At 42.4% G+C, this 18,131-nt stretch carries 15 protein-coding genes, 3 tRNA genes and 1 CRISPR repeat array (1 of these 19 only partly in view); of the genes, 5 read left to right on the top strand and 13 right to left on the bottom strand.

Going from position 1 to position 18,131, the window contains the following annotated elements:
- Positions 1-161: direct repeats of the CRISPR family, unit length 30 nt; unit sequence GTTTTAATCTTTGCATAGTGGAATGTAAAT (it extends 3,812 nt beyond the left edge of the window).
- A gap of 13 nt (positions 162-174) precedes the next feature.
- From EIH25_RS01250 to EIH25_RS01240, 3 genes are all read right to left on the bottom strand, one after another.
- Positions 175-1,313, bottom strand: a protein-coding gene (locus EIH25_RS01250) for an IS3 family transposase (protein WP_124098111.1) whose coding sequence is annotated in 2 segments (ribosomal slippage) — positions 175-1,061 and positions 1,061-1,313 — 1,140 coding nt in all. Because the reading frame shifts where the segments join, the coding sequence is not laid out codon by codon here.
- Positions 1,314-1,393: 80 nt separating this feature from the next.
- Complete coding sequence (locus EIH25_RS01245) at positions 1,394-2,062, bottom strand: hypothetical protein (RefSeq protein ID WP_124098114.1); 669 nt, start codon at positions 2,060-2,062, stop codon at positions 1,394-1,396.
- Positions 2,059-2,700 (bottom strand): hypothetical protein, encoded by a 642-nt coding sequence (locus EIH25_RS01240; protein WP_124098113.1) that lies wholly within the window; start codon positions 2,698-2,700, stop codon positions 2,059-2,061. The genes EIH25_RS01245 and EIH25_RS01240 overlap by 4 nt, the downstream gene beginning before the upstream one ends.
- A gap of 107 nt (positions 2,701-2,807) precedes the next feature.
- Between EIH25_RS01240 and EIH25_RS01235 the strand changes: the two genes are divergently transcribed.
- Positions 2,808-3,713 carry a hypothetical protein gene (locus EIH25_RS01235; protein ID WP_124098112.1) on the top strand — a complete coding sequence of 302 codons (906 nt, stop codon included), beginning with the start codon at positions 2,808-2,810 and terminating at the stop codon, positions 3,711-3,713.
- A 56-nt stretch (positions 3,714-3,769) separates the two neighbouring features.
- Here EIH25_RS01235 and EIH25_RS01230 read toward each other — a convergent pair whose 3' ends face one another.
- Together EIH25_RS01230 and EIH25_RS12575 are read right to left on the bottom strand one after the other, a co-directional pair.
- Positions 3,770-5,251 carry a VirB4-like conjugal transfer ATPase, CD1110 family gene (locus EIH25_RS01230; RefSeq protein WP_243113059.1) on the bottom strand — a complete coding sequence of 494 codons (1,482 nt, stop codon included), beginning with the start codon at positions 5,249-5,251 and terminating at the stop codon, positions 3,770-3,772.
- The gene (locus EIH25_RS12575; RefSeq protein WP_243113058.1) at positions 5,217-5,987 is read right to left on the bottom strand and encodes a hypothetical protein; all 771 of its coding nucleotides are present in this window, start codon (positions 5,985-5,987) and stop codon (positions 5,217-5,219) included. The genes EIH25_RS01230 and EIH25_RS12575 overlap by 35 nt, the downstream gene beginning before the upstream one ends.
- A 177-nt stretch (positions 5,988-6,164) precedes the next feature.
- Between EIH25_RS12575 and EIH25_RS01225 the strand changes: the two genes are divergently transcribed.
- A protein-coding gene (locus EIH25_RS01225) for an IS3 family transposase (protein WP_124098111.1) occupies positions 6,165-7,303 on the top strand; the annotation gives its coding sequence in 2 pieces (ribosomal slippage) (positions 6,165-6,417 and positions 6,417-7,303; 1,140 coding nt in all).
- A 334-nt stretch (positions 7,304-7,637) separates the two neighbouring features.
- On the opposite strand, the gene EIH25_RS01215 is transcribed toward EIH25_RS01225, so the two are convergent.
- From EIH25_RS01215 to EIH25_RS01185, 7 genes are all read right to left on the bottom strand, one after another.
- A tRNA-His gene (locus EIH25_RS01215) sits at positions 7,638-7,714 on the bottom strand.
- Positions 7,715-7,773: 59 nt separating this feature from the next.
- Positions 7,774-7,850 (bottom strand) — tRNA-Arg (locus tag EIH25_RS01210).
- Between the two features lie 39 nt (positions 7,851-7,889).
- Positions 7,890-7,963 (bottom strand) — tRNA-Gly (locus EIH25_RS01205).
- A 146-nt stretch (positions 7,964-8,109) separates the two neighbouring features.
- A complete protein-coding gene (locus EIH25_RS01200) occupies positions 8,110-8,859 on the bottom strand; it encodes a VTT domain-containing protein (RefSeq protein WP_124098110.1) in 750 nt (249 codons plus the stop codon).
- 113 nt (positions 8,860-8,972) lie between these two features.
- The gene (locus EIH25_RS01195; RefSeq protein WP_124098109.1) at positions 8,973-9,515 is read right to left on the bottom strand and encodes a hypothetical protein; all 543 of its coding nucleotides are present in this window, start codon (positions 9,513-9,515) and stop codon (positions 8,973-8,975) included.
- A gap of 13 nt (positions 9,516-9,528) precedes the next feature.
- Entirely contained in the window at positions 9,529-10,137 is a 609-nt protein-coding gene (locus EIH25_RS01190; RefSeq protein WP_124098108.1) for a J domain-containing protein, read from the bottom strand.
- A 71-nt stretch (positions 10,138-10,208) separates the two neighbouring features.
- Positions 10,209-11,105 (bottom strand): DUF5685 family protein, encoded by an 897-nt coding sequence (locus EIH25_RS01185; RefSeq protein WP_124098107.1) that lies wholly within the window; start codon positions 11,103-11,105, stop codon positions 10,209-10,211.
- 360 nt (positions 11,106-11,465) lie between these two features.
- Here EIH25_RS01185 and EIH25_RS01180 point away from each other — a divergent pair, with 360 nt between their 5' ends.
- From EIH25_RS01180 to EIH25_RS01170, 3 genes are all read left to right on the top strand, one after another.
- Complete coding sequence (locus tag EIH25_RS01180; RefSeq protein ID WP_124098106.1) at positions 11,466-13,082, top strand: ATP-binding cassette domain-containing protein; 1,617 nt, start codon at positions 11,466-11,468, stop codon at positions 13,080-13,082.
- Between the two features lie 102 nt (positions 13,083-13,184).
- Positions 13,185-13,667 (top strand): DUF4829 domain-containing protein, encoded by a 483-nt coding sequence (locus EIH25_RS01175; RefSeq protein WP_124098105.1) that lies wholly within the window; start codon positions 13,185-13,187, stop codon positions 13,665-13,667.
- Positions 13,668-13,714: 47 nt separating this feature from the next.
- Positions 13,715-15,259, top strand: a complete 1,545-nt coding sequence (locus EIH25_RS01170) for a sialate O-acetylesterase (protein WP_243113057.1) — start codon at positions 13,715-13,717, stop codon at positions 15,257-15,259.
- 146 nt (positions 15,260-15,405) lie between these two features.
- On the opposite strand, the gene secF is transcribed toward EIH25_RS01170, so the two are convergent.
- Entirely contained in the window at positions 15,406-17,814 is a 2,409-nt protein-coding gene (secF, locus tag EIH25_RS12345) for a protein translocase subunit SecF (protein ID WP_164489118.1), read from the bottom strand.
- Between the last annotated feature and the right edge of the window lie 317 nt (positions 17,815-18,131).

The following is an 18,131-nucleotide window of genomic DNA, read 5'->3' as shown; positions in this document are numbered from 1 at the left end:
CGTTTTAATCTTTGCATAGTGGAATGTAAATCATAAAGCCAGTTTTCCAGCGTGGCGTGGTTGAACGTTTTAATCTTTGCATAGTGGAATGTAAATGAGGAATGGAATAGGGATGGGTTAGGTGAAAGAAAGTTTTAATCTTTGAACCAATGTCAATAAAGTGGACAAGAAAAATCAGAAAAAATTGGATTCAGCTTGAATAGGAGTCAAGCCGTTATTATGAGAATGAGGTCTTACCGAATTGTAAAAACCGTTAATGTATTGAAAAAGAGCAAGGTTTAAATCCTCAAGAGAAGAATAAGCCTTACGATTAACCTCTTCCTTTTTCAAGTATTTGAAAAAGCATTCCATAACAGCATTATCATAAGGATGCCCCTTTGCCGAAAAGGACTGAATCATGTTCAGATTGTCCAGATGTCTGCGAAATTCAGAGGATGTGAATTGGCTCCCTTTGTCCGTGTGGAATATTATACCTATGGATTTGCCTCTTGCGGCAACAGCCGAATTAACGGTATCTATCGCAAGTTTAGTATCAATTTTATTTGATAATTTGTATGCGATCACCTTCCTTGAAAACAGATCGAGAATTACGCATAAATAATAAAATCTTCCCGCTGCTCTTATGTACGTAAAGTCGCATACCCACGCCTTGTTCGGAGCAGATTGATTGAAATTTTGAGACAAAATATTTTTGCATTCTCCATTGGAAACCGATTTTGATTTGTGCTTAAATGGCTTAACAGTGCTCATTTTAGGTAAGTTCATACTCTTCATCAGACGGTACGCTCTGCCGGCGCTGATGTTTATGCGATAATCACGCTTAAGACAAATTTTCATTTTTTCAGCGCCAAAACGCTTTTTAGTTCTTGTATAAAGCTCAAGAATACATTTGCGTATATGGCGGTTTTCCTTTTCGCGGTTGCTTTCACGGTGATTTATGTATTTGTAGTAAGTACTTCGGTTTACACCGAGAACACGGCAAAGTGTTGTGATTTTGTGTTCACAGGAAAGCAGCTTAACGGCTTTTAATCTTTGTCTGAGTGAGGCGTGAATATCGCAATGGCTTTTTTTAATATCAGATTTTCCTCCTCAAGCTGTGCGTTTCGTTTCTGAAGCTCCTTGATTTGCTTGGAGGTAAGAATAGTGTTATCGTCCATTTTGACCTCTGAATACTTCTTTATCCAGTTGGCTAAGGCGCTGTGCGATATTCCGTATTCCTGACTTATCTGAGAATAGGTTTTCCCTGATTGATATAAATTTACGATTGTTTGCTTGAATTCCTCTGTGTACTTCGGTTTGCTTTTTCCTGACATTTTTTATTCCTCCTACTTGTCTTTTATTTTGATGTTTTTATTATATCTTACTTGTCCACTTTTTTAGTATATATCCAAAATCATAATGATAAAAGCGAACACAAGGAGAATAATGATGATAGGGGCAGCAATACAGGCGAAAAACCTCCTGACCTCTTTTTCATAAACATTCTTGATAAACTTCCCGACAGTCTTTGCAAAATCTTTGAATTTCTCCGAGAAAGATTTCTGATGTTTCGGTTTTTTACGCTTTTAGGCGGTTTACTGCTTTTTTCTTTCAGCCGATTTTCCTGACGATTCAGCTTTTGATCAGACCTTTTCTGCCTCTCCGAAAGGCTTTCACGCTTTTTCTGCTGCCGCTGTAAACGCTGCAGTTTGCTGACTTTCCGCGCCGTTGGCTCAATAATTCTGCGTTTTACAGAATCAGTGACGTGCATAAAATCGTTGTCGGAATCCTCATTGACCGCCTTTTGCCAAGCGGACGCTTTCATGCGGTTTTCCGTGTATTTCACAGGCTTCAGAACGAGAAATCCGGGGTTGGAATTACATTTGATTTTCCGCTGATTTTTCAATTCTTTGCTTTTGAATTTCTTTTCTACAGTCAGCTTTTTACGTTCAAATTTACTCTCACGCTTTGTCTGCTGAAATTTCTGGGTACGCCTTATCTGGAAAGCCTTTTGAATGTTGAATTTACTGCCTTGCTTGTAATTCTGCTTATACTCTTTGAACTTAACTTTGGCGGATTTCAAATCAGCGTTATTTTCTGAATTTTCGGCTTAAAGGTATCTTCTTTGAAAACTGCATATTCTGCTTTTTTCAGCTTGAATTTTGCCTTTTCAAATTTGTACTGCTTTTTCAGCTTGAAATGATGACGAGTATCCTTAATTAAATCAGCGCCTATACGAAACTGGGCAAACGTACCTTTATGGAAATCGTCAACGGCTTCACGGGCGTACTTTTCTCTCAGCTTATTTCTGACTTCACGCTGTACGGCATCGCCTGATTTTATACCGACCGTTTCAGCGGCAAGGATCGTATCGACAGCAGTTTTCACAGTATCATGAACGGCATAGTTTACAGCCTGTGCCGACTTTTTCAAAGCCTTTCCCTTGAAAGCAGACGGCTCTATACTGTTTATTGCTCTTGTGATTGATGGAGTATCGCCCTTGATACGAAACCGTAAATCTACAGCTTTATGAAAAATTCCACGATTGCTGCCGTGATATGCCTTTTCTCCGCGCCTGATACTTGCATAAGTTCTGAATTTACCTTTTTCTTTCTGCCGTCTTTCAAAACTCAGCTGAAACTGCTTACTGCGTTTACTGACTTTTTCAAATCGTGCCTGCGCTTTTTGCAAGTTGTTCTGTCTGCGTTCAAGTTTGCTCAATTGACCGCCTCCTTTCAGGCTATTTTTCGAATAAGGCTTGAAAATGAGATGTTTTTCTGATATACTATTTTTAATGTAATTTATACTAATGAAAGGCATGGCTTGAAATGAAAGTTAAGAAAATACTTCTTGATAATGCCCTTGAATCATGGTCAATAGCCATCAAATACTGTAAGTACATAAAAAACGGATTGTCTACACTTCATTATAAAAAGACGTTTGTATCATCATTACATAATTCTATAGAATTATTTTTCAAGCAAATTATGCTCGATAAAGAAGATAAAACAGTTATCGACCATATAGTCGTTAAAAACGAGGATATTGCCAAGCTACAATTAGAATTTTATCAAACTAAGAATTTGAATAAATTTTTTGAAGGCATGGACGCTAAACATAGAAATAAATTCTACTCTATTGAATTTTCAAGGCTCGTAGATAAAAACAAGTTAATTAAACCCACTTTAGATAGACTTGGCATTCAATCTATCAAAGAAGAACTTGAATTACTTCAAGAGCTAAGAAACCATGAAACTCATTTTTATATTTCTTCATTAGATTATCTGTCAGAAGTCGATTTCGTTAAGATTCATAATTTAATGAAAATTATATATGAAATTATTGAAGATAATGATTTTTTACCTTATTGGGGTGAGCCTTCTAATGAATATAGACACTTAGAATTCAAAGAAAAAGATTTAAAAAAATTTTCATATATCGAAGCGCTTAAATCTTCTCCGATTACTCAAAGCATAGTAACTGTTCTCAACGGAAAGCAGCACTTTTATTTCGAAGAGAATCCATTTAATTTGACTGAACAATACTTTGAAGAATTAGTTGAGCAAAATGAATCAGCAAATCATGATTTTAACGATGTCCTTTCAATAATCACGTTGCTTAAGCAGTATGGGTTATTACATTTTATACAAATAGGCGATTATGAAGAATTTGAGGGTGAAAACGGAGAGCTGTTTTATTCACAAGTTTATTATGTAATTGAAATCAATATATAGGCATTTCCAAGCCGTAGAGAAAAGCGCTCTACGGCTTTTCTGATGAAAAAATTGCATTATGCGCTTTCCGTCAATTTCGTTGTCATCAGCTTATACATCTGCGTATTCGTCGGAAAATGGTCTGTAAACGGCAGCAGTACCTTATCGTAACGAATCAGACCTTCGCCCGGACCGCTGTTTGTGACGTACTCCATTTGTTCCTTTGAAATATGAAGCTTTTCCGCAAGAATATCTCTGTCACCGCTTGCCTGATTGAGCATATACACAAAGTCCGAATTATCAAAGATGTTCTCAACTTCCTTCGACTGCAAAAGGTCTTTGACATTCTGCGTAATTCCGGTCGGAATGCCGCCCCATTTACGAAATCTTTTCCAGATTTCAGAGGAATATTTTACAGCCTGTTCCTCTTTCAGAAGCAGGTGAAATTCGTCAATGTAATAACGGGTAATCTTCTTGCGGTTTCGGTTTTCGGAAACCCTGTTCCATACCGTATCCTGCACGATAAGCATACCCACTTTTTTCAGTTGGCTGCCAAGATCCTTGATGTCAAAACAGATAAGACGGTTTTGCATATCAATGTTGGTATGATGATTGAAAAGATTCTGCGAGCCGTTGACAAACATTTCAAGGGAATTGGAAACTCTCAGCGCCACTTCGCCCTCTTTTTTCAGTTCATATTGCAAATCAGAAAGCAAGGGCATTTTAGCTGTATCAGGTGAATTTTCAATAAATTCCTTGTAAATCCGCTGGACACATTTATCAATGACAGAACGTTCCTCGGAAGAAAGCCCATATCGACCGCCCACAACGATTTCACACAGCGAAATAAGAAAATCCGACTTGTCGGCGATGACCTCCATAGGATTTTCAAACAGATAATTGTCAATGGCAATGTCCATTGGATTGACGTGCTGTTCGGAATTGCTTGCAATTCTGATTCGCTGTCCCTTCAGTGCAGACACAAGGGGAAAATACTTGCCCTCCGGATCGCATACAATAATATCGTCTGCTGTGGTCAGGAAACAGTCAAGTATGTCGCGCTTTACGCTGAATGACTTGCCGCTGCCGGGCGTTCCGAGTATCAATCCGTTGGGATTTTTCAGTCTTGACCTGTTTGCGCGAATCATATTGCCCGAAAGCGTATTTACACCGTAATATGCAGCCTGTCCGTCCTGAAAAAGCTCTTTTGTAGTAAACGGCATAAAAATTGCAATGCCGCTCGTATGCATTTCACGGCTGACGGGGATTTCGTTGTAACACAACGGCAAAGTCGATACCAAAGTCTGTTCCTGACGATAGTCATAAGGAAACAGCGCGCAGTTGTTTTTCTGACAGATTCTTTTCAGCATTTCAGCTCGCAGCTTCAAATCCTTTTTCGATTTTGCATAGCTTCTAATTGAAATCGAAATGTGAAAAAGCCTCTCATTTTTGCTGTTTAAGTCACCGAGCAATTTCTCAATATCGTCAATATACATCTTGATTTGCGGAGGAAGAATATCGGGGTCATATCCCTGCCTGTGAAGCCTTTTTCTGCTCATCGACTTTCATTTGGTTTACGTTTGTCAGCTTTTTCTTCACGAATTTCAGCGCGTCAATCTGGTCGAGCGGTTCTGCATGAATATTTACGCAGAACAGATTCTGCATTTCAAGAAAATCACGAAGTATCTCATCGGGCAGCTCTCCCGCAAGAATATTCATTCCGAATACAGAGCCGTAAGCGTTTCCGATTTCAAAATCCTGTTTGTTGAATTTCATGGATTTCGGGCAAATAAAGTCCTTCGTGTCCATTCCGGCTTTCAGCATACTGTCCCAATCGAATACAAAATTCTGATTGCCGTATGGATTTAAAGCATAGTATAAAGCCTCCAGTCTTGCCGGACCGTCAAGGAGTTCCGCTTCCACACCAAACGCCTTAAATCCCTTGATTACGTCGTTTTTGATTGACATGAGCTTTGCTCTTGCCGCCTTGTACGATGCGGATTCAATGCCGAACGTAAGGAATTTTCTTGCCGACTGACCGTTAGCGCCTTTGAGCAGCTTATCCGTCAGCATTTTGGAATACTCCTGTCTGATTGCGTTGAAATCGTCATCCTGCTGCGGAATCTGTACCGTTTTTATCAGCTTGTCTTTGGAACGATTCTGATTCTCAAAGGTAAGCTGAAACTTTATTGTGTTATCAAAAAGGTTAATAACATCGCAGTATTTTGAAAAAATGTTGTTCTGCTCGTCAAACTCCGCAATACTGTAATTGGTATCGAAAAACTGCACCGTCATAGAATAAAAGTTATCCGATACCTGACAAACGCCGTCCCGATACATGATTTGATAGGGAATGGCGTTCTGTACAGTCCCTTTGTTTGAATTCTCCTTTTTTTGGATATATACTAAAAAAGTGGACAAGTAAGATATAATAAAAACATCAAAATAAAAGACAAGTAGGAGGAATAAAAAATGTCAGGAAAAAGCAAACCGAAGTACACAGAGGAATTCAAGCAAACAATCGTAAATTTATATCAATCAGGGAAAACCTATTCTCAGATAAGTCAGGAATACGGAATATCGCACAGCGCCTTAGCCAACTGGATAAAGAAGTATTCAGAGGTCAAAATGGACGATAACACTATTCTTACCTCCAAGCAAATCAAGGAGCTTCAGAAACGAAACGCACAGCTTGAGGAGGAAAATCTGATATTAAAAAAAGCCATTGCGATATTCACGCCTCACTCAGACAAAGATTAAAAGCCGTTAAGCTGCTTTCCTGTGAACACAAAATCACAACACTTTGCCGTGTTCTCGGTGTAAACCGAAGTACTTACTACAAATACATAAATCACCGTGAAAGCAACCGCGAAAAGGAAAACCGCCATATACGCAAATGTATTCTTGAGCTTTATACAAGAACTAAAAAGCGTTTTGGCGCTGAAAAAATGAAAATTTGTCTTAAGCGTGATTATCGCATAAACATCAGCGCCGGCAGAGCGTACCGTCTGATGAAGAGTATGAACTTACCTAAAATGAGCACTGTTAAGCCATTTAAGCACAAATCAAAATCGGTTTCCAATGGAGAATGCAAAAATATTTTGTCTCAAAATTTCAATCAATCTGCTCCGAACAAGGCGTGGGTATGCGACTTTACGTACATAAGAGCAGCGGGAAGATTTTATTATTTATGCGTAATTCTCGATCTGTTTTCAAGGAAGGTGATCGCATACAAATTATCAAATAAAATTGATACTAAACTTGCGATAGATACCGTTAATTCGGCTGTTGCCGCAAGAGGCAAATCCATAGGTATAATATTCCACACGGACAAAGGGAGCCAATTCACATCCTCTGAATTTCGCAGACATCTGGACAATCTGAACATGATTCAGTCCTTTTCGGCAAAGGGGCATCCTTATGATAATGCTGTTATGGAATGCTTTTTCAAATACTTGAAAAAGGAAGAGGTTAATCGTAAGGCTTATTCTTCTCTTGAGGATTTAAACCTTGCTCTTTTTCAATACATTAACGGTTTTTACAATTCGGTAAGACCTCATTCTCATAATAACGGCTTGACTCCTATTCAAGCTGAATCCAATTTTTTCTGATTTTTCTTGTCCACTTTATTGACATTGGTTCACAGGTACTATTACATCTGTTTTACCTTTGTGTGATTCAGATGAGTGTTTCAAATACCACATGATACTTGCAATTCCACTTCGAATGTGCTAAACTGCTTATATCGTCTCTTGTCATGACGATACCTCCTTTGATTTTTTGTTGGGTTGGCAGACCTTAACTTTATTATATCATCGGAGGTTTTCTTTTTCCACTCATCGCTTAAGCTTTTTTGAACCCCCAGTTGAACTGGGGGTTTTCGTTACATAAAAAATATCCGCTGCCACATAATGACAACGGATATTACACTGTCTGCGCTAAAAATGGGGTGGATAGTGGGATTCGAACCCACGGTCTTCAGTGCCACAAACTGACGCGTTAACCAACTACGCTATACCCACCATAAATCAACAAAAAGCACGTTTCGGCGGTTAAAACACCGTCCGTGCCTGAAAAATAATGGCGCGCCTTACTGGACTCGAACCAGTGGCCTACTGCTTAGAAGGCAGTTGCTCTATCCAGCTGAGCTAAAGGCGCACATAGACGTACATAAAAATTGCACCGTCAGGTGCATATTGGAGCGGGTGATGGGAATCGAACCCACATGACCAGCTTGGAAGGCTGGAGTTCTACCACTGAACTACACCCGCAAATGTTATATTAGCAAGAAAATCAGCTACTGAAATCTTCATCAATCAACGAAATTAATTATATCACATCAATAATCTCTTGTCAATACTTTTTTTCAAAAAAATCAGAAAAAAATTCTGTAGGCGGCTTTTTTGTGAATAACCGCCTATTTCTGCTTTTTATGTTGCTTTATTTTGTTTAAAATAGCGTCCTTGAAAAAGAAACCTATTATTCCTATTACCATAAACGCAGCAACTATTATTACCGCGATTCTGAAATTACCGCTTCCTACGTTGCTTCCGAGAACCGTAGACATAACAATCGCAGGCAGCCGGCATGGCATTACATACATAAAAAAATCCTTAGTGCTTATCTTGGTAAGCGGAACAATGTAAGTCAGCACATCCTTAGGTATGCCGGGAATAAGATAAAGCACTATCAATATTCCTGTAAGCTTCCGCTCGTCCTGAAGGAACTTAAACTTTTTGATCTGCTTTTCATCAACAAAAGCTTCAACTACCGGAGTCCCGATCTTCTTGACAAGCAGGAAAATCACCAGACTTCCCAGCACAACTCCCACGAACGAAAGAACAGCGCCGAAAAACCAGCCGAACAGCAGTCCTCCGACTATCTGTATAGGGGGCACTATCGCGATTATGACCTGAACAGCCTGTATCGCCGTAAAAATCAGCACTCCTGCAACGCTGCCGTATCTGCTGAGAGTTTCCCTTATACTCTCCATTCCCTCGTCAGTTTTAAGACTGCTTATAAAAGGCCACATAAGATATGTCGCGCCGGCAAGCGCGGCAAAGAAAACTGCTAGACTGAGTATCTGCACTCTTTTACGATGCCTTGCCATTCTCGCTTTCCGCATTTCTTCTGTTTCGTTATTAGTTCTGCTGTCCTTATCTCTCATATTCTTCAGCTCTCTTTTTTATCAAACCTGTCCGATAACCCTCGGAGGAATCTCCGGCGGCAAAGCTTACATCTCAGCCGGTCTGAACTGTAATCCCAGACAGATTTCATATTCTATTTTCTTCTGAGTATTTTCTTTCTGAACCAGTTTACATAGAGATCAATCAGCTGAGTCAGCAGCCTGTCATAAATAAAGAAAAAGGCGTTTGCCGCCAGCCATATGACCAGAACGGCGTATCTGCCGAACATCTCCATGCCCTCCAGCATATCGGTACCGACAAAAACGTACTGAAACAGCATGTAAAAAACCGTGATCGCAACATTGAACACTATGTATTTAACAGCCCAGGAAACTGCCTTGTTATTTATTCTGTCCAGATAAAACTTCAGTATCGGATAATAACCCATAAAAAGAATAAAAAGCAGCGTCGCCTGATAATTAGGCGTTGCCAGCAAGCAGAGAAAGCTGGTTGCCGCATATGTGGTGACAGCCCAGCGGGCGCTTGTTTCAACTATCATTATTACCATCAAAAATCCCGCGAAGGTCGGAATTGCATAATCAAGCATCGGAAACATTCCGGTACAGAACATGGAAAACAGACAAACCGCAGTTACTATTCCTCCAAGCGCCACCTTGAAAGCCAGCTTGTTTCTCATATGATCCTCCGTATCAGCAGCAGGGTATCAAATCTCCGCCCATCATTTCGCAGCAGCAGTCGGCGCAGCACAGCGACGTACAGCAATCCATTGAATTAGACGCCTGATTCTGATAGCCTGCATTGGGATTTCCCCGCATAAAGCCGCCTCTCTGCTGGTTCATCTGATTTACCGCCGCCTGATATTCCGGATTCCCGGGCTGCATCCTATATGCGGTCTGAAAGTTCATATACGCGTCATTGAGCCAGCCTCTGGTATAGCAGACGCTTCCCTTAAGAAAATACCACTCTGCTCCGCGCTGTCCCTGAGCGACAGTATCAAGCAGTCCGTCGGCTCTGGTTATATCCCCGTTCTGGATCATGCGCCGTATTTCCTGATAATTTACCGAAGAGCTTCCTCCGTCATAGGAAGAGCCCGAGGAATAGCCTCCGCTTCTTCGCTGCGCCATGATCTGGTCGTACGCGGCATTGACTTCGGTCATTTTTTCTTCCGCAACGTCCGCTATAGGACTGTCCTGGTACTGATCCGGGTGATACTTCTTTACAAGCTCCTTATATGCGGCCTTTACTTCATCGTCGGTTGCGCTGGGCGAGATCCCCAGCACCTTGTATGGGTCCTTCATTTTATCTCCTCACTTCTGATATTACTTTACTGCCTGACGCAATACCGCCGGTTTCGCAGCTACTATATCAATTATTTATCCGGCTTACCTTTACGCCTGTAGGTTCCGTTTTGAATCTGCTCAAACACGTTTTTCAGACCGAGATAAATTATATTGTCAATAATAGGCTTATACATCTGAATATCAAGCTTTACATACGCTTCCGCAAGCTCTCCCAGAGTAAGATTCACGCTGTCGGCGGCATAGGCGCTGATAGCCTTGAAATCCCTGTCTGAAAGAGAAGCCGCGTCCGGATCGCCGCGCAAAAAAAGCAATGGATTATATCCGCCTTTTTTATGATCCTCACCCGCGTCGTCCAGAGCGTCGCAGATATAAATATATCTTCCCAGCAGATAGCCGAACCTTTTTAAAGCCGGCTTGCTTTCCTCCCTGTCGGAAAGTCCGCCTACGATCGCCTCCATCATAGCGGCGGTAGGCTCGCAGGCTCTATCGACGCTTTCGGTCCTTGCTTCCTCCGTGCTTCGCTGAAGCTTCATCAGCTCTTCTATAGTATCTGCAAGCTGAGGATATTTAATCCGCGCTTTTTTGTAATAACGTCTGAAAAAAGGCAGCGCTGCCGCCGCGCGGAGCTTTCCCTTCAGCCCTCTGTCAGCAAGATCGTCCCTCAGCTTATGATAAACAAGTATTACCGCGGCATACGAGGGATATTCAAGACCGTCATCGCAAATGGCGCAGACTCTCTTTTTCAGCGGATGAGCGATACACCTCTGCCTGCAGGAGGTAAGCTTTTCTTCATTAAGCGACATATTCATCAAAGCCAGAAAGGTAAAATCGTAGCTCAGAGTGAACCTTGAAACAAGCCCGAATTCCCTTCCCATCATTTTGCACAAGCCGCAGTAAACGCCCTGATAAGTATCAAATTCGCACACCCTCATATACGGCTTGAAGGCTCTGACATATCCAAACATACAATACTCCTTAAAAGGTAATTATAACCCGTTAATGTGTGCAGGCTGTGATAGCTGAGCAAAAAATAATACAATTTCTCAGTTTATGCCGCAGTCAGGCGAAAACAGAATGTATACATTTTTTATTATACTATTCATACATTGAAAAGTCAACATTATTGTGAAAATCAACAGTAAAATCCGTTGTAGTGCTACAAATCTTTTTTACACTTTAAATAAAAACTACTGGACTTTTGCGCTTATGCATGATATAATTAATTGTTGGAATATTTTTAAATAAGCGATTGTTAAAGCATAAGCTGCGGGCAGTCATACCCTTTACAGTCGGCGTATATTTCTTGAAAATAAGGAGAGTATTTAATGATCACAGTTTCAAACGTCAGTCTGTCCTTCGGCGGACAGACTCTGTTCAAGGACGTTGATTTGAAGTTTACAGCAGGCAACTGCTATGGAATTATCGGCGCAAACGGAGCGGGAAAATCCACCTTTCTCAAAATTCTCTGCGGAGAAATAGAACCGACTACAGGCGACGTTTCCATTGACAAGGGAACAAGAATGTCGGTGCTGCGTCAGGATCATTTCGCATTTGACCAGTATAATGTTCTGGATACTGTAATTATGGGCAATAAGCGCCTTTACGATATTATGCTGGAAAAGGACGCTCTATATGCCAAGGAGGATTTTTCAGAGGAGGACGGCGACAGAGCAGGTCAGCTTGAAAGCGAATTTGCCGAGCTTAACGGCTGGGAGGCTGAGTCTGACGCTTCAAAGCTTATTCAGGGTCTCGGGCTTCCTGAGGATATAATGTATTCGCAGATGTCCTCGCTTTCCGGAAATGAAAAGGTAAAGGTCCTGCTTGCTCAGGCGCTTTTCGGCAATCCCGATATTATACTGTTGGACGAGCCTACCAACCATCTGGATATTGACGCGATCCGCTGGCTTGAGGAGTTTCTTGCAGAGTATTTCGGAACCGTCCTTGTAGTATCTCACGACAGACATTTTCTTAACAACGTCTGCACTCATATAGTTGATATAGATTATACAAAGATCAAGATGTATGTGGGCAACTACGAGTTCTGGTATGAATCCTCACAGCTTATGCAGAGAATGATCAAGCAGCAGAACAAAAAAGCTGAGGAAAAGATCAAGGAGCTTCAGGAGTTTATCGCCAGATTTTCAGCCAACAAATCAAAGTCTAAGCAGGCTACCTCAAGGCGCAAGCTCATAGACAAGCTTACCGTCGAGGAAATGCCGGCTTCGTCCAGAAAATACCCCTATATCGGCTTTAATATGGACAGAGAACCCGGCAAGGAAATTTTAAGAGTAGACGGGATTTCCAAGACCGCCGACGGAGAAAAGCTGTTGAATAACGTTTCCTTTACGCTCGGCAGAACGGACAAGGTAGCCTTCGTCGGCGAATCCGAGCAGGCTATAACTATGCTGTTCAAAATCCTTATGGAGGAGGAGCAGCCTGACGAGGGCAGCTTCAAATGGGGATCCACTACCTCCCGTTCCTATTTTCCCAAAGACAACAGCGAATTCTTTAACGGCTGCGATATGACAATAGTAGACTGGATAAGACAGTATTCCACTACCGAGGAAACGGATACCTTCCTCAGAGGCTTTTTAGGAAAAATGCTGTTTTCCGGCGACGATATTTATAAGAAGGTCGACGTATTGTCAGGAGGAGAAAAGGTAAGGTGTATGTTCTCCAGAATGATGCTTTTCGGCTCCAACGTTCTGCTGCTGGACAGACCTACAAACCACCTTGACCTTGAAAGCATTACCGCTGTAAACAACGGTCTGAGAGATTTCAAGGGAGTAGTTATATTCGCTTCCCACGACCATGAGATTATGCAGACGGTCGCCAACAGGATCATTGAAATAACTCCCGACGGCTGTATAGACAGAGCCGGAACCTATGAGGAATATCTGGAGTTCAGACGTGAAAAGGGAATGAAGCCGTTTATCGAATAAAACCGTCGGCAGAGATCTGCCTAGTCTTGAACAACTGAATCCTGAGGCTTATTTGAAATAAGGGGCGCATTTCTGTTTTCAATACACAAAAAAGAGGTCTACATGAAAAAAGCAATAAAAATAATAACAGTAATTTTTATTACAGCCGCTCTGATTACAGGGACAGCGGCAGTATTCTGCTGCTGGAAGGAAAAGAAATACAGCGAAACCGCGGCGCCTGAAAACCTGTCGGCAACAAATACGGTAAGAAAATATTTTGAATACTGGAACGACGGAAATAACGCCGGTATGCGGCAGCTTACCTTCGGCGGGAGCGAATTCAATACGGCGGAAACAAAGAACTTTCTGCCTTCGCTGTACTTTTTCTGTAAAATAGAATGCACCGAAAGTATTCTGCTGGACGAAAAGGCTAAAAATTACGACGGCTATTATGATAACGCTATCGTTTCAGCTTCGTTTACATATAAAAGCACGCCGGGCTTTGCCGACGACAGGTTTTCAAAGGATAATACCGTCTGGAATTTCTATCTTGTAAAGGAAAAAGAAAACTCGCCGTGGAGGATAATAAGCTGGGAGCATGATTAAAGCCGTATATCCGCGCGGCAAACAAAATATCGAAAGGTCTGATCAATATGTTTAAGGCTGCTGCAATATTTTCCGACAATATGGTGCTGCAGAGAGAAAAAAACATTTCCGTATGGGGAGAGGCTGACGACGGCGCCGCCGTAACTGCGGAAATTAACGGAGCAAAAGCCAGGTGCACCGCTGAAAACGGAAAATGGCTGCTGATCCTGCCTCCTATGCCTGCCGGAGGTCCGTATGAGCTTCATCTTGAATACTCCGAAGCTATCAACGAAAACGGCAAGGCGGTTTCCGTAAAGCAGACCCATACCTTCCGCAACGTTATGATAGGCGAAGTGTGGCTTTGCGGCGGACAGTCAAATATGGAGCTGGAGCTGCAAAACGCAAAGGGCGGAAAGGAAGAACTGGCAGCGCTTTGCAGAACAATGCCCATAAGATTTTACTATACCAATAAGGCAGCTACGGTAAAGCAGGCTGAGGAAGCCGAAAAAACCGCCTGCTGGGGAGAATGTGACCCCGAAGGTTCCAAAGCGTGGAGCGCGGTAGGATACTACTTTGCCAAAAAGCTGTCCGCCGAGCTGGGAGTAACGGTAGGGCTTATAGGCTGCAACTGGGGAGGAACCTCCGCTTCAGCCTGGGTAAACAGAAAAACTCTCGATATAAACAAAGAGCTGAACTCATACCTTGAGGAATTCGACAAGGCGAACGAGGGCAAATCTGTGCAGCAACAGGAAAAGGAATATGAGGAATTTCTGCAATATGACAAGGAATGGTTTGAAAAATCCCAGGAGGTATATAAAAAAGAGCCCGACGCTAGCTGGGAGCGGGTGCAGGAGCTTTGCGGAGTAAATAAATGGCCCGGCCCTGTCAACTGTGTAAATCCCTTCCGTCCGGCAGGACTTTATGAAACAATGATATCCAGAGTTTGTCCATATACTTTAAGAGGATTTTTATACTATCAGGGCGAGTCGGACGATCACAAGCCAGGAACCTACTATACTCTCCTTACAAGCCTTATTTCGCTGTGGAGAAACATCTGGGGCGATGAGGAGCTTCCCTTTATTATCGTTCAGCTTCCTATGTTCAAATACAAAAACGATCCTGATTATAAGCACTGGTGTCTTATCAGAGAAGCTCAGATGAGAGCCTTCAGAACGGTCAGAAATACGGGAATAGCGGTTATTTCAGACTGCGGAGAGCTTGACAATATTCATCCTACAGATAAAGCGCCAGTAGGCGAAAGACTGTGTATGCAGGCTGAAAAGCTGGTTTATAATATAGATGTAAAAGCGTTCGGCCCTGTCTATAAGTCCTATGAGTATATCAGCGGCGGAATAAAGCTTTATTTTGAGTATGCTGAAAACGGATTTGTTATCAAAGGCGGCGAACCTGTCGGATTTGAAATTGCCGGAGCCGACAAAAAATTTTATCCTGCAAAGGCTGAGATTTCAGGAAGCACAATAACTATCAGCAGCGGCGAGGTTTCAGAGCCTGTCTATGCCAGATACTGCTGGTATAATTACGGAGAGGTAAACGTCTATAACGAAACCGGCATACCTCTGGCTCCGTTCAGAACTCACAGAAATGACGAATAAACAGAATTAATATATCCGGGTAGCTTCCTTCTGACTGAGAAAGCTGCCCTTTTTATTTTCTCCTGATAACCAAAAGCGGTCACAGACCGCCCCGCGTTATTTGCGGGAGCAGACTGTGACCGTCCGATTATTTTATCAGTTTCGCATTAAACAACGGCGCCGTTATTAGGTCTTTCAGTCCTTTGCTTTTTTGCCTTTGACTTCTTCGCCGGAACAGGTCTTTTACCCTTGTTCTTTTTATCAACGTGTTTCTGCCACATAACCCATAGGGTAGGGGCAATGCAGTTTGAAGAGTAAACGCCTGCGAGCATTCCGATAATCAGCGGGAAAGAAAAGCTCATTATCGAGGTTATATTGCATATCAGGCAGACAATGCAAACCGTCGCCATTGCCAGAACCGTCGTAGCGGTAGTATGAAGCGAACGTCCCAAAGTCTGGGTAATAGAAAGATTAACCAGCTCTTCTATAGACATCTTATTGCCGTACAGCCTGCGGTTTTCACGAATACGGTCGTAAATGATGATAGTCGCGTTTATCGAATAACCGAGAATGGTCAGGAGAACCGCCATGAAATTAGCGTTTATATCAAACCTGAAGATCACAAAGCAGCCGTAAACCATGCACATATCGTGTATAAGCGCAAGAACCGCAAAGCATCCGGCTGAAAGTCCGCCGATCTTCCTGAATCTGAATCCTATATAGATAATTGTTACAACAGCGGCAAACGCGCACGCCACAAGACATTTAAAGAAGAATTCACTTCCGTTGGAAGCGGCAATATCGTTTGATTCAAGGAGCTGAATATTATTGTCTGCAAACGTGCTTTCCATTGCCGTTTTCAGCTCGTCCTGCTTTTCGTTGCTTATTCCCTGCTTTGAGGAAAGGGATATCCTTATCGTCTTATCGTCGCTGGAGAAATTTTCTCCCTTTGTAACGACCGCACTCTCTCCGATTACATCGCTGACCAAACCGGAAACCTCGTTTGTATCGATGTCTCCCGAATAAGTATAGGTGATAATAGTTCCGCCCTTAAATTCTATAGCCACATTAAGACCTGCTACAGCCGTAATAATTATAAATACGGCGATCAGACTGCATGAAATCGTATAGAACAGCTTTCTGTGTGAATTTACCTTAAGAACTCTGCTCTTTTTCTCCTTGAGCTTAGCGGCTTTCTCCTCAGTATCGGGAACTCCGTAAAACTTACGCTTCTTGAAAACCTTGAATTTTGAAAGGGAGGAAAGCATAAGCCGCGAGCAAAAAATTCCGCACACGAAGTTAAAGATTATACCGACAAGCAGCGTATATCCAAGAGAATAGATCGTACCTGCCGTAGACGCGCCGAACATAAAGAAAATCGGCTTAAGAATAGTTGCAAACAAACTGTCGGTAGGACCGAACGCTCCCATAAGGATCACGGCAACGAATATAACGGTGATATTTCCGTCGAATACCGCGCTCCACGCCCTCTTGTAACCCATTTCAATAGCGCCGTTCAGAGTTTTTCCGTTAAGCAGCTCTTCCTTAATACGCTCTGAGGTAATTACGTTTGCGTCTACTCCCATTCCTATGGAAAGAATAATACCTGCAATTCCCGGAATAGTAAGGGTAAAGCTGTCAATATTTCCAAAAAAGCCCGAAATACAAGCAATGGAACCTATGATCTGTCCTATCAGAGCGATAGAAGCCACAACACCCGGAAGCTTGTATACAACGATCATATAGATAGAAACAATTACAAAAGCCACTATTCCGGCAATTAACATAGCCGTTCTCGCGCCCTCTCCCAAGGTCGCGGAAATGATATTTGTGCTGGAGGTAGTCATCTTGAAGGGCAGAGAGCCGGCATTGATCTTATCGGCAAGCGCCTTTGCGCTCTCGTAAGTAAAATTGCCCGTTATCTGGGCCTTACCGTCGGTTATTGCGCTTTCAACGCTAGGAGCGGATATGCTTTCATCGTCCATCCATATTGAAATCTGTCCGCTTCCGGCAAGCTCCGCGGTAGCCTCGGCAAACTTCTTTGTGCCCTCGCTGTTAAGCGTAAGACTTACGGCGTATTCTATATTTCCGGTATCCTGATCCTGATACTGTTGAGCCTCAGCCTTTTTTACGTCCGTTCCGGTGAGAACCTCCTCGCCGTCGGCTTCGGTTCCCTTTCTGAACGTCAGCACAGCCGTTTCGCCAAGCTCAGAAACCGCCGCTTCCGGATCAAAATCCTCTTCTCCCGCCTGCCAAGGGAACGAAACAATTACTCTGTCCTTGCTATAATCAACATAAACCTCGCTGTCGGTAATATTAAGGCTTACCAGACGCTGCTCAATAACCGCCTTCGCCGCGTCCATCTCGTCGTCGGTGGCGTCATATCCGTCAACAGGCTCAAATGTGGCGTTGACTCCGCCCTGAATATCAATTCCCCAGCGTATTTCATCGGCTCCCTTGATATAGGTCGTTTTTATATCACCATACTGCGTATGTATGCCGGCAAAGGTAAGATAGCCGAGCCCAAGAATACAGAGCAGCACGATAAAAAACACAGGCTTTTTAACTCGTCGCACGATTGTTCCTCCTAATTTATATTTTATGCGTATTTTGTCAATTCCGCACACACATTCACTATATAATTATAGTGCTTTTTTGTGCAAAAGTCAATAGATATTGAAAAAAATGCAGACAGCAAAGCGCACAATTTTCAGTTATTTTCTTATATACCATTATAATGCACGCAAAACATCAGTATTTATAAGACAGAAAGCATGAGAGCCAGAGTATAGCGACTATAATCAACAGTGAAATCTGCATTGTTTCCCTTATAAGACTTTCCGTATTCGGACTTGCTCTTTTCCTGCTTATATGGGAAACACGTTCCAGATAT

The sequence above is a fragment of the Ruminococcus sp. Marseille-P6503 genome, assembly GCF_900604945.1.
GTDB lineage: Bacteria > Bacillota > Clostridia > Oscillospirales > Ruminococcaceae > FB2012.
The sequence above is the reverse complement of the archived record's forward strand: the minus strand, read 5'-3'. Positions and strand labels throughout refer to the sequence as shown.

Excerpts from the sequence above, each read along its gene's own strand:
- EIH25_RS01235 (WP_124098112.1), top strand. The coding sequence starts at position 2,808 with ATGAAAGTTAAGAAAATACTTCTTGATAATGCCCTTGAATCATGGTCA.
- EIH25_RS01230 (WP_243113059.1), bottom strand. The coding sequence starts at position 5,251 with ATGAGCAGAAAAAGGCTTCACAGGCAGGGATATGACCCCGATATTCTT.
- EIH25_RS12575 (WP_243113058.1), bottom strand. The coding sequence starts at position 5,987 with ATGACGGTGCAGTTTTTCGATACCAATTACAGTATTGCGGAGTTTGAC.
- EIH25_RS01200 (WP_124098110.1), bottom strand. The coding sequence starts at position 8,859 with ATGAGAGATAAGGACAGCAGAACTAATAACGAAACAGAAGAAATGCGG.
- EIH25_RS01195 (WP_124098109.1), bottom strand. The coding sequence starts at position 9,515 with ATGAGAAACAAGCTGGCTTTCAAGGTGGCGCTTGGAGGAATAGTAACT.
- EIH25_RS01190 (WP_124098108.1), bottom strand. The coding sequence starts at position 10,137 with ATGAAGGACCCATACAAGGTGCTGGGGATCTCGCCCAGCGCAACCGAC.
- EIH25_RS01185 (WP_124098107.1), bottom strand. The coding sequence starts at position 11,105 with ATGTTTGGATATGTCAGAGCCTTCAAGCCGTATATGAGGGTGTGCGAA.
- EIH25_RS01180 (WP_124098106.1), top strand. The coding sequence starts at position 11,466 with ATGATCACAGTTTCAAACGTCAGTCTGTCCTTCGGCGGACAGACTCTG.
- EIH25_RS01175 (WP_124098105.1), top strand. The coding sequence starts at position 13,185 with ATGAAAAAAGCAATAAAAATAATAACAGTAATTTTTATTACAGCCGCT.
- EIH25_RS01170 (WP_243113057.1), top strand. The coding sequence starts at position 13,715 with ATGTTTAAGGCTGCTGCAATATTTTCCGACAATATGGTGCTGCAGAGA.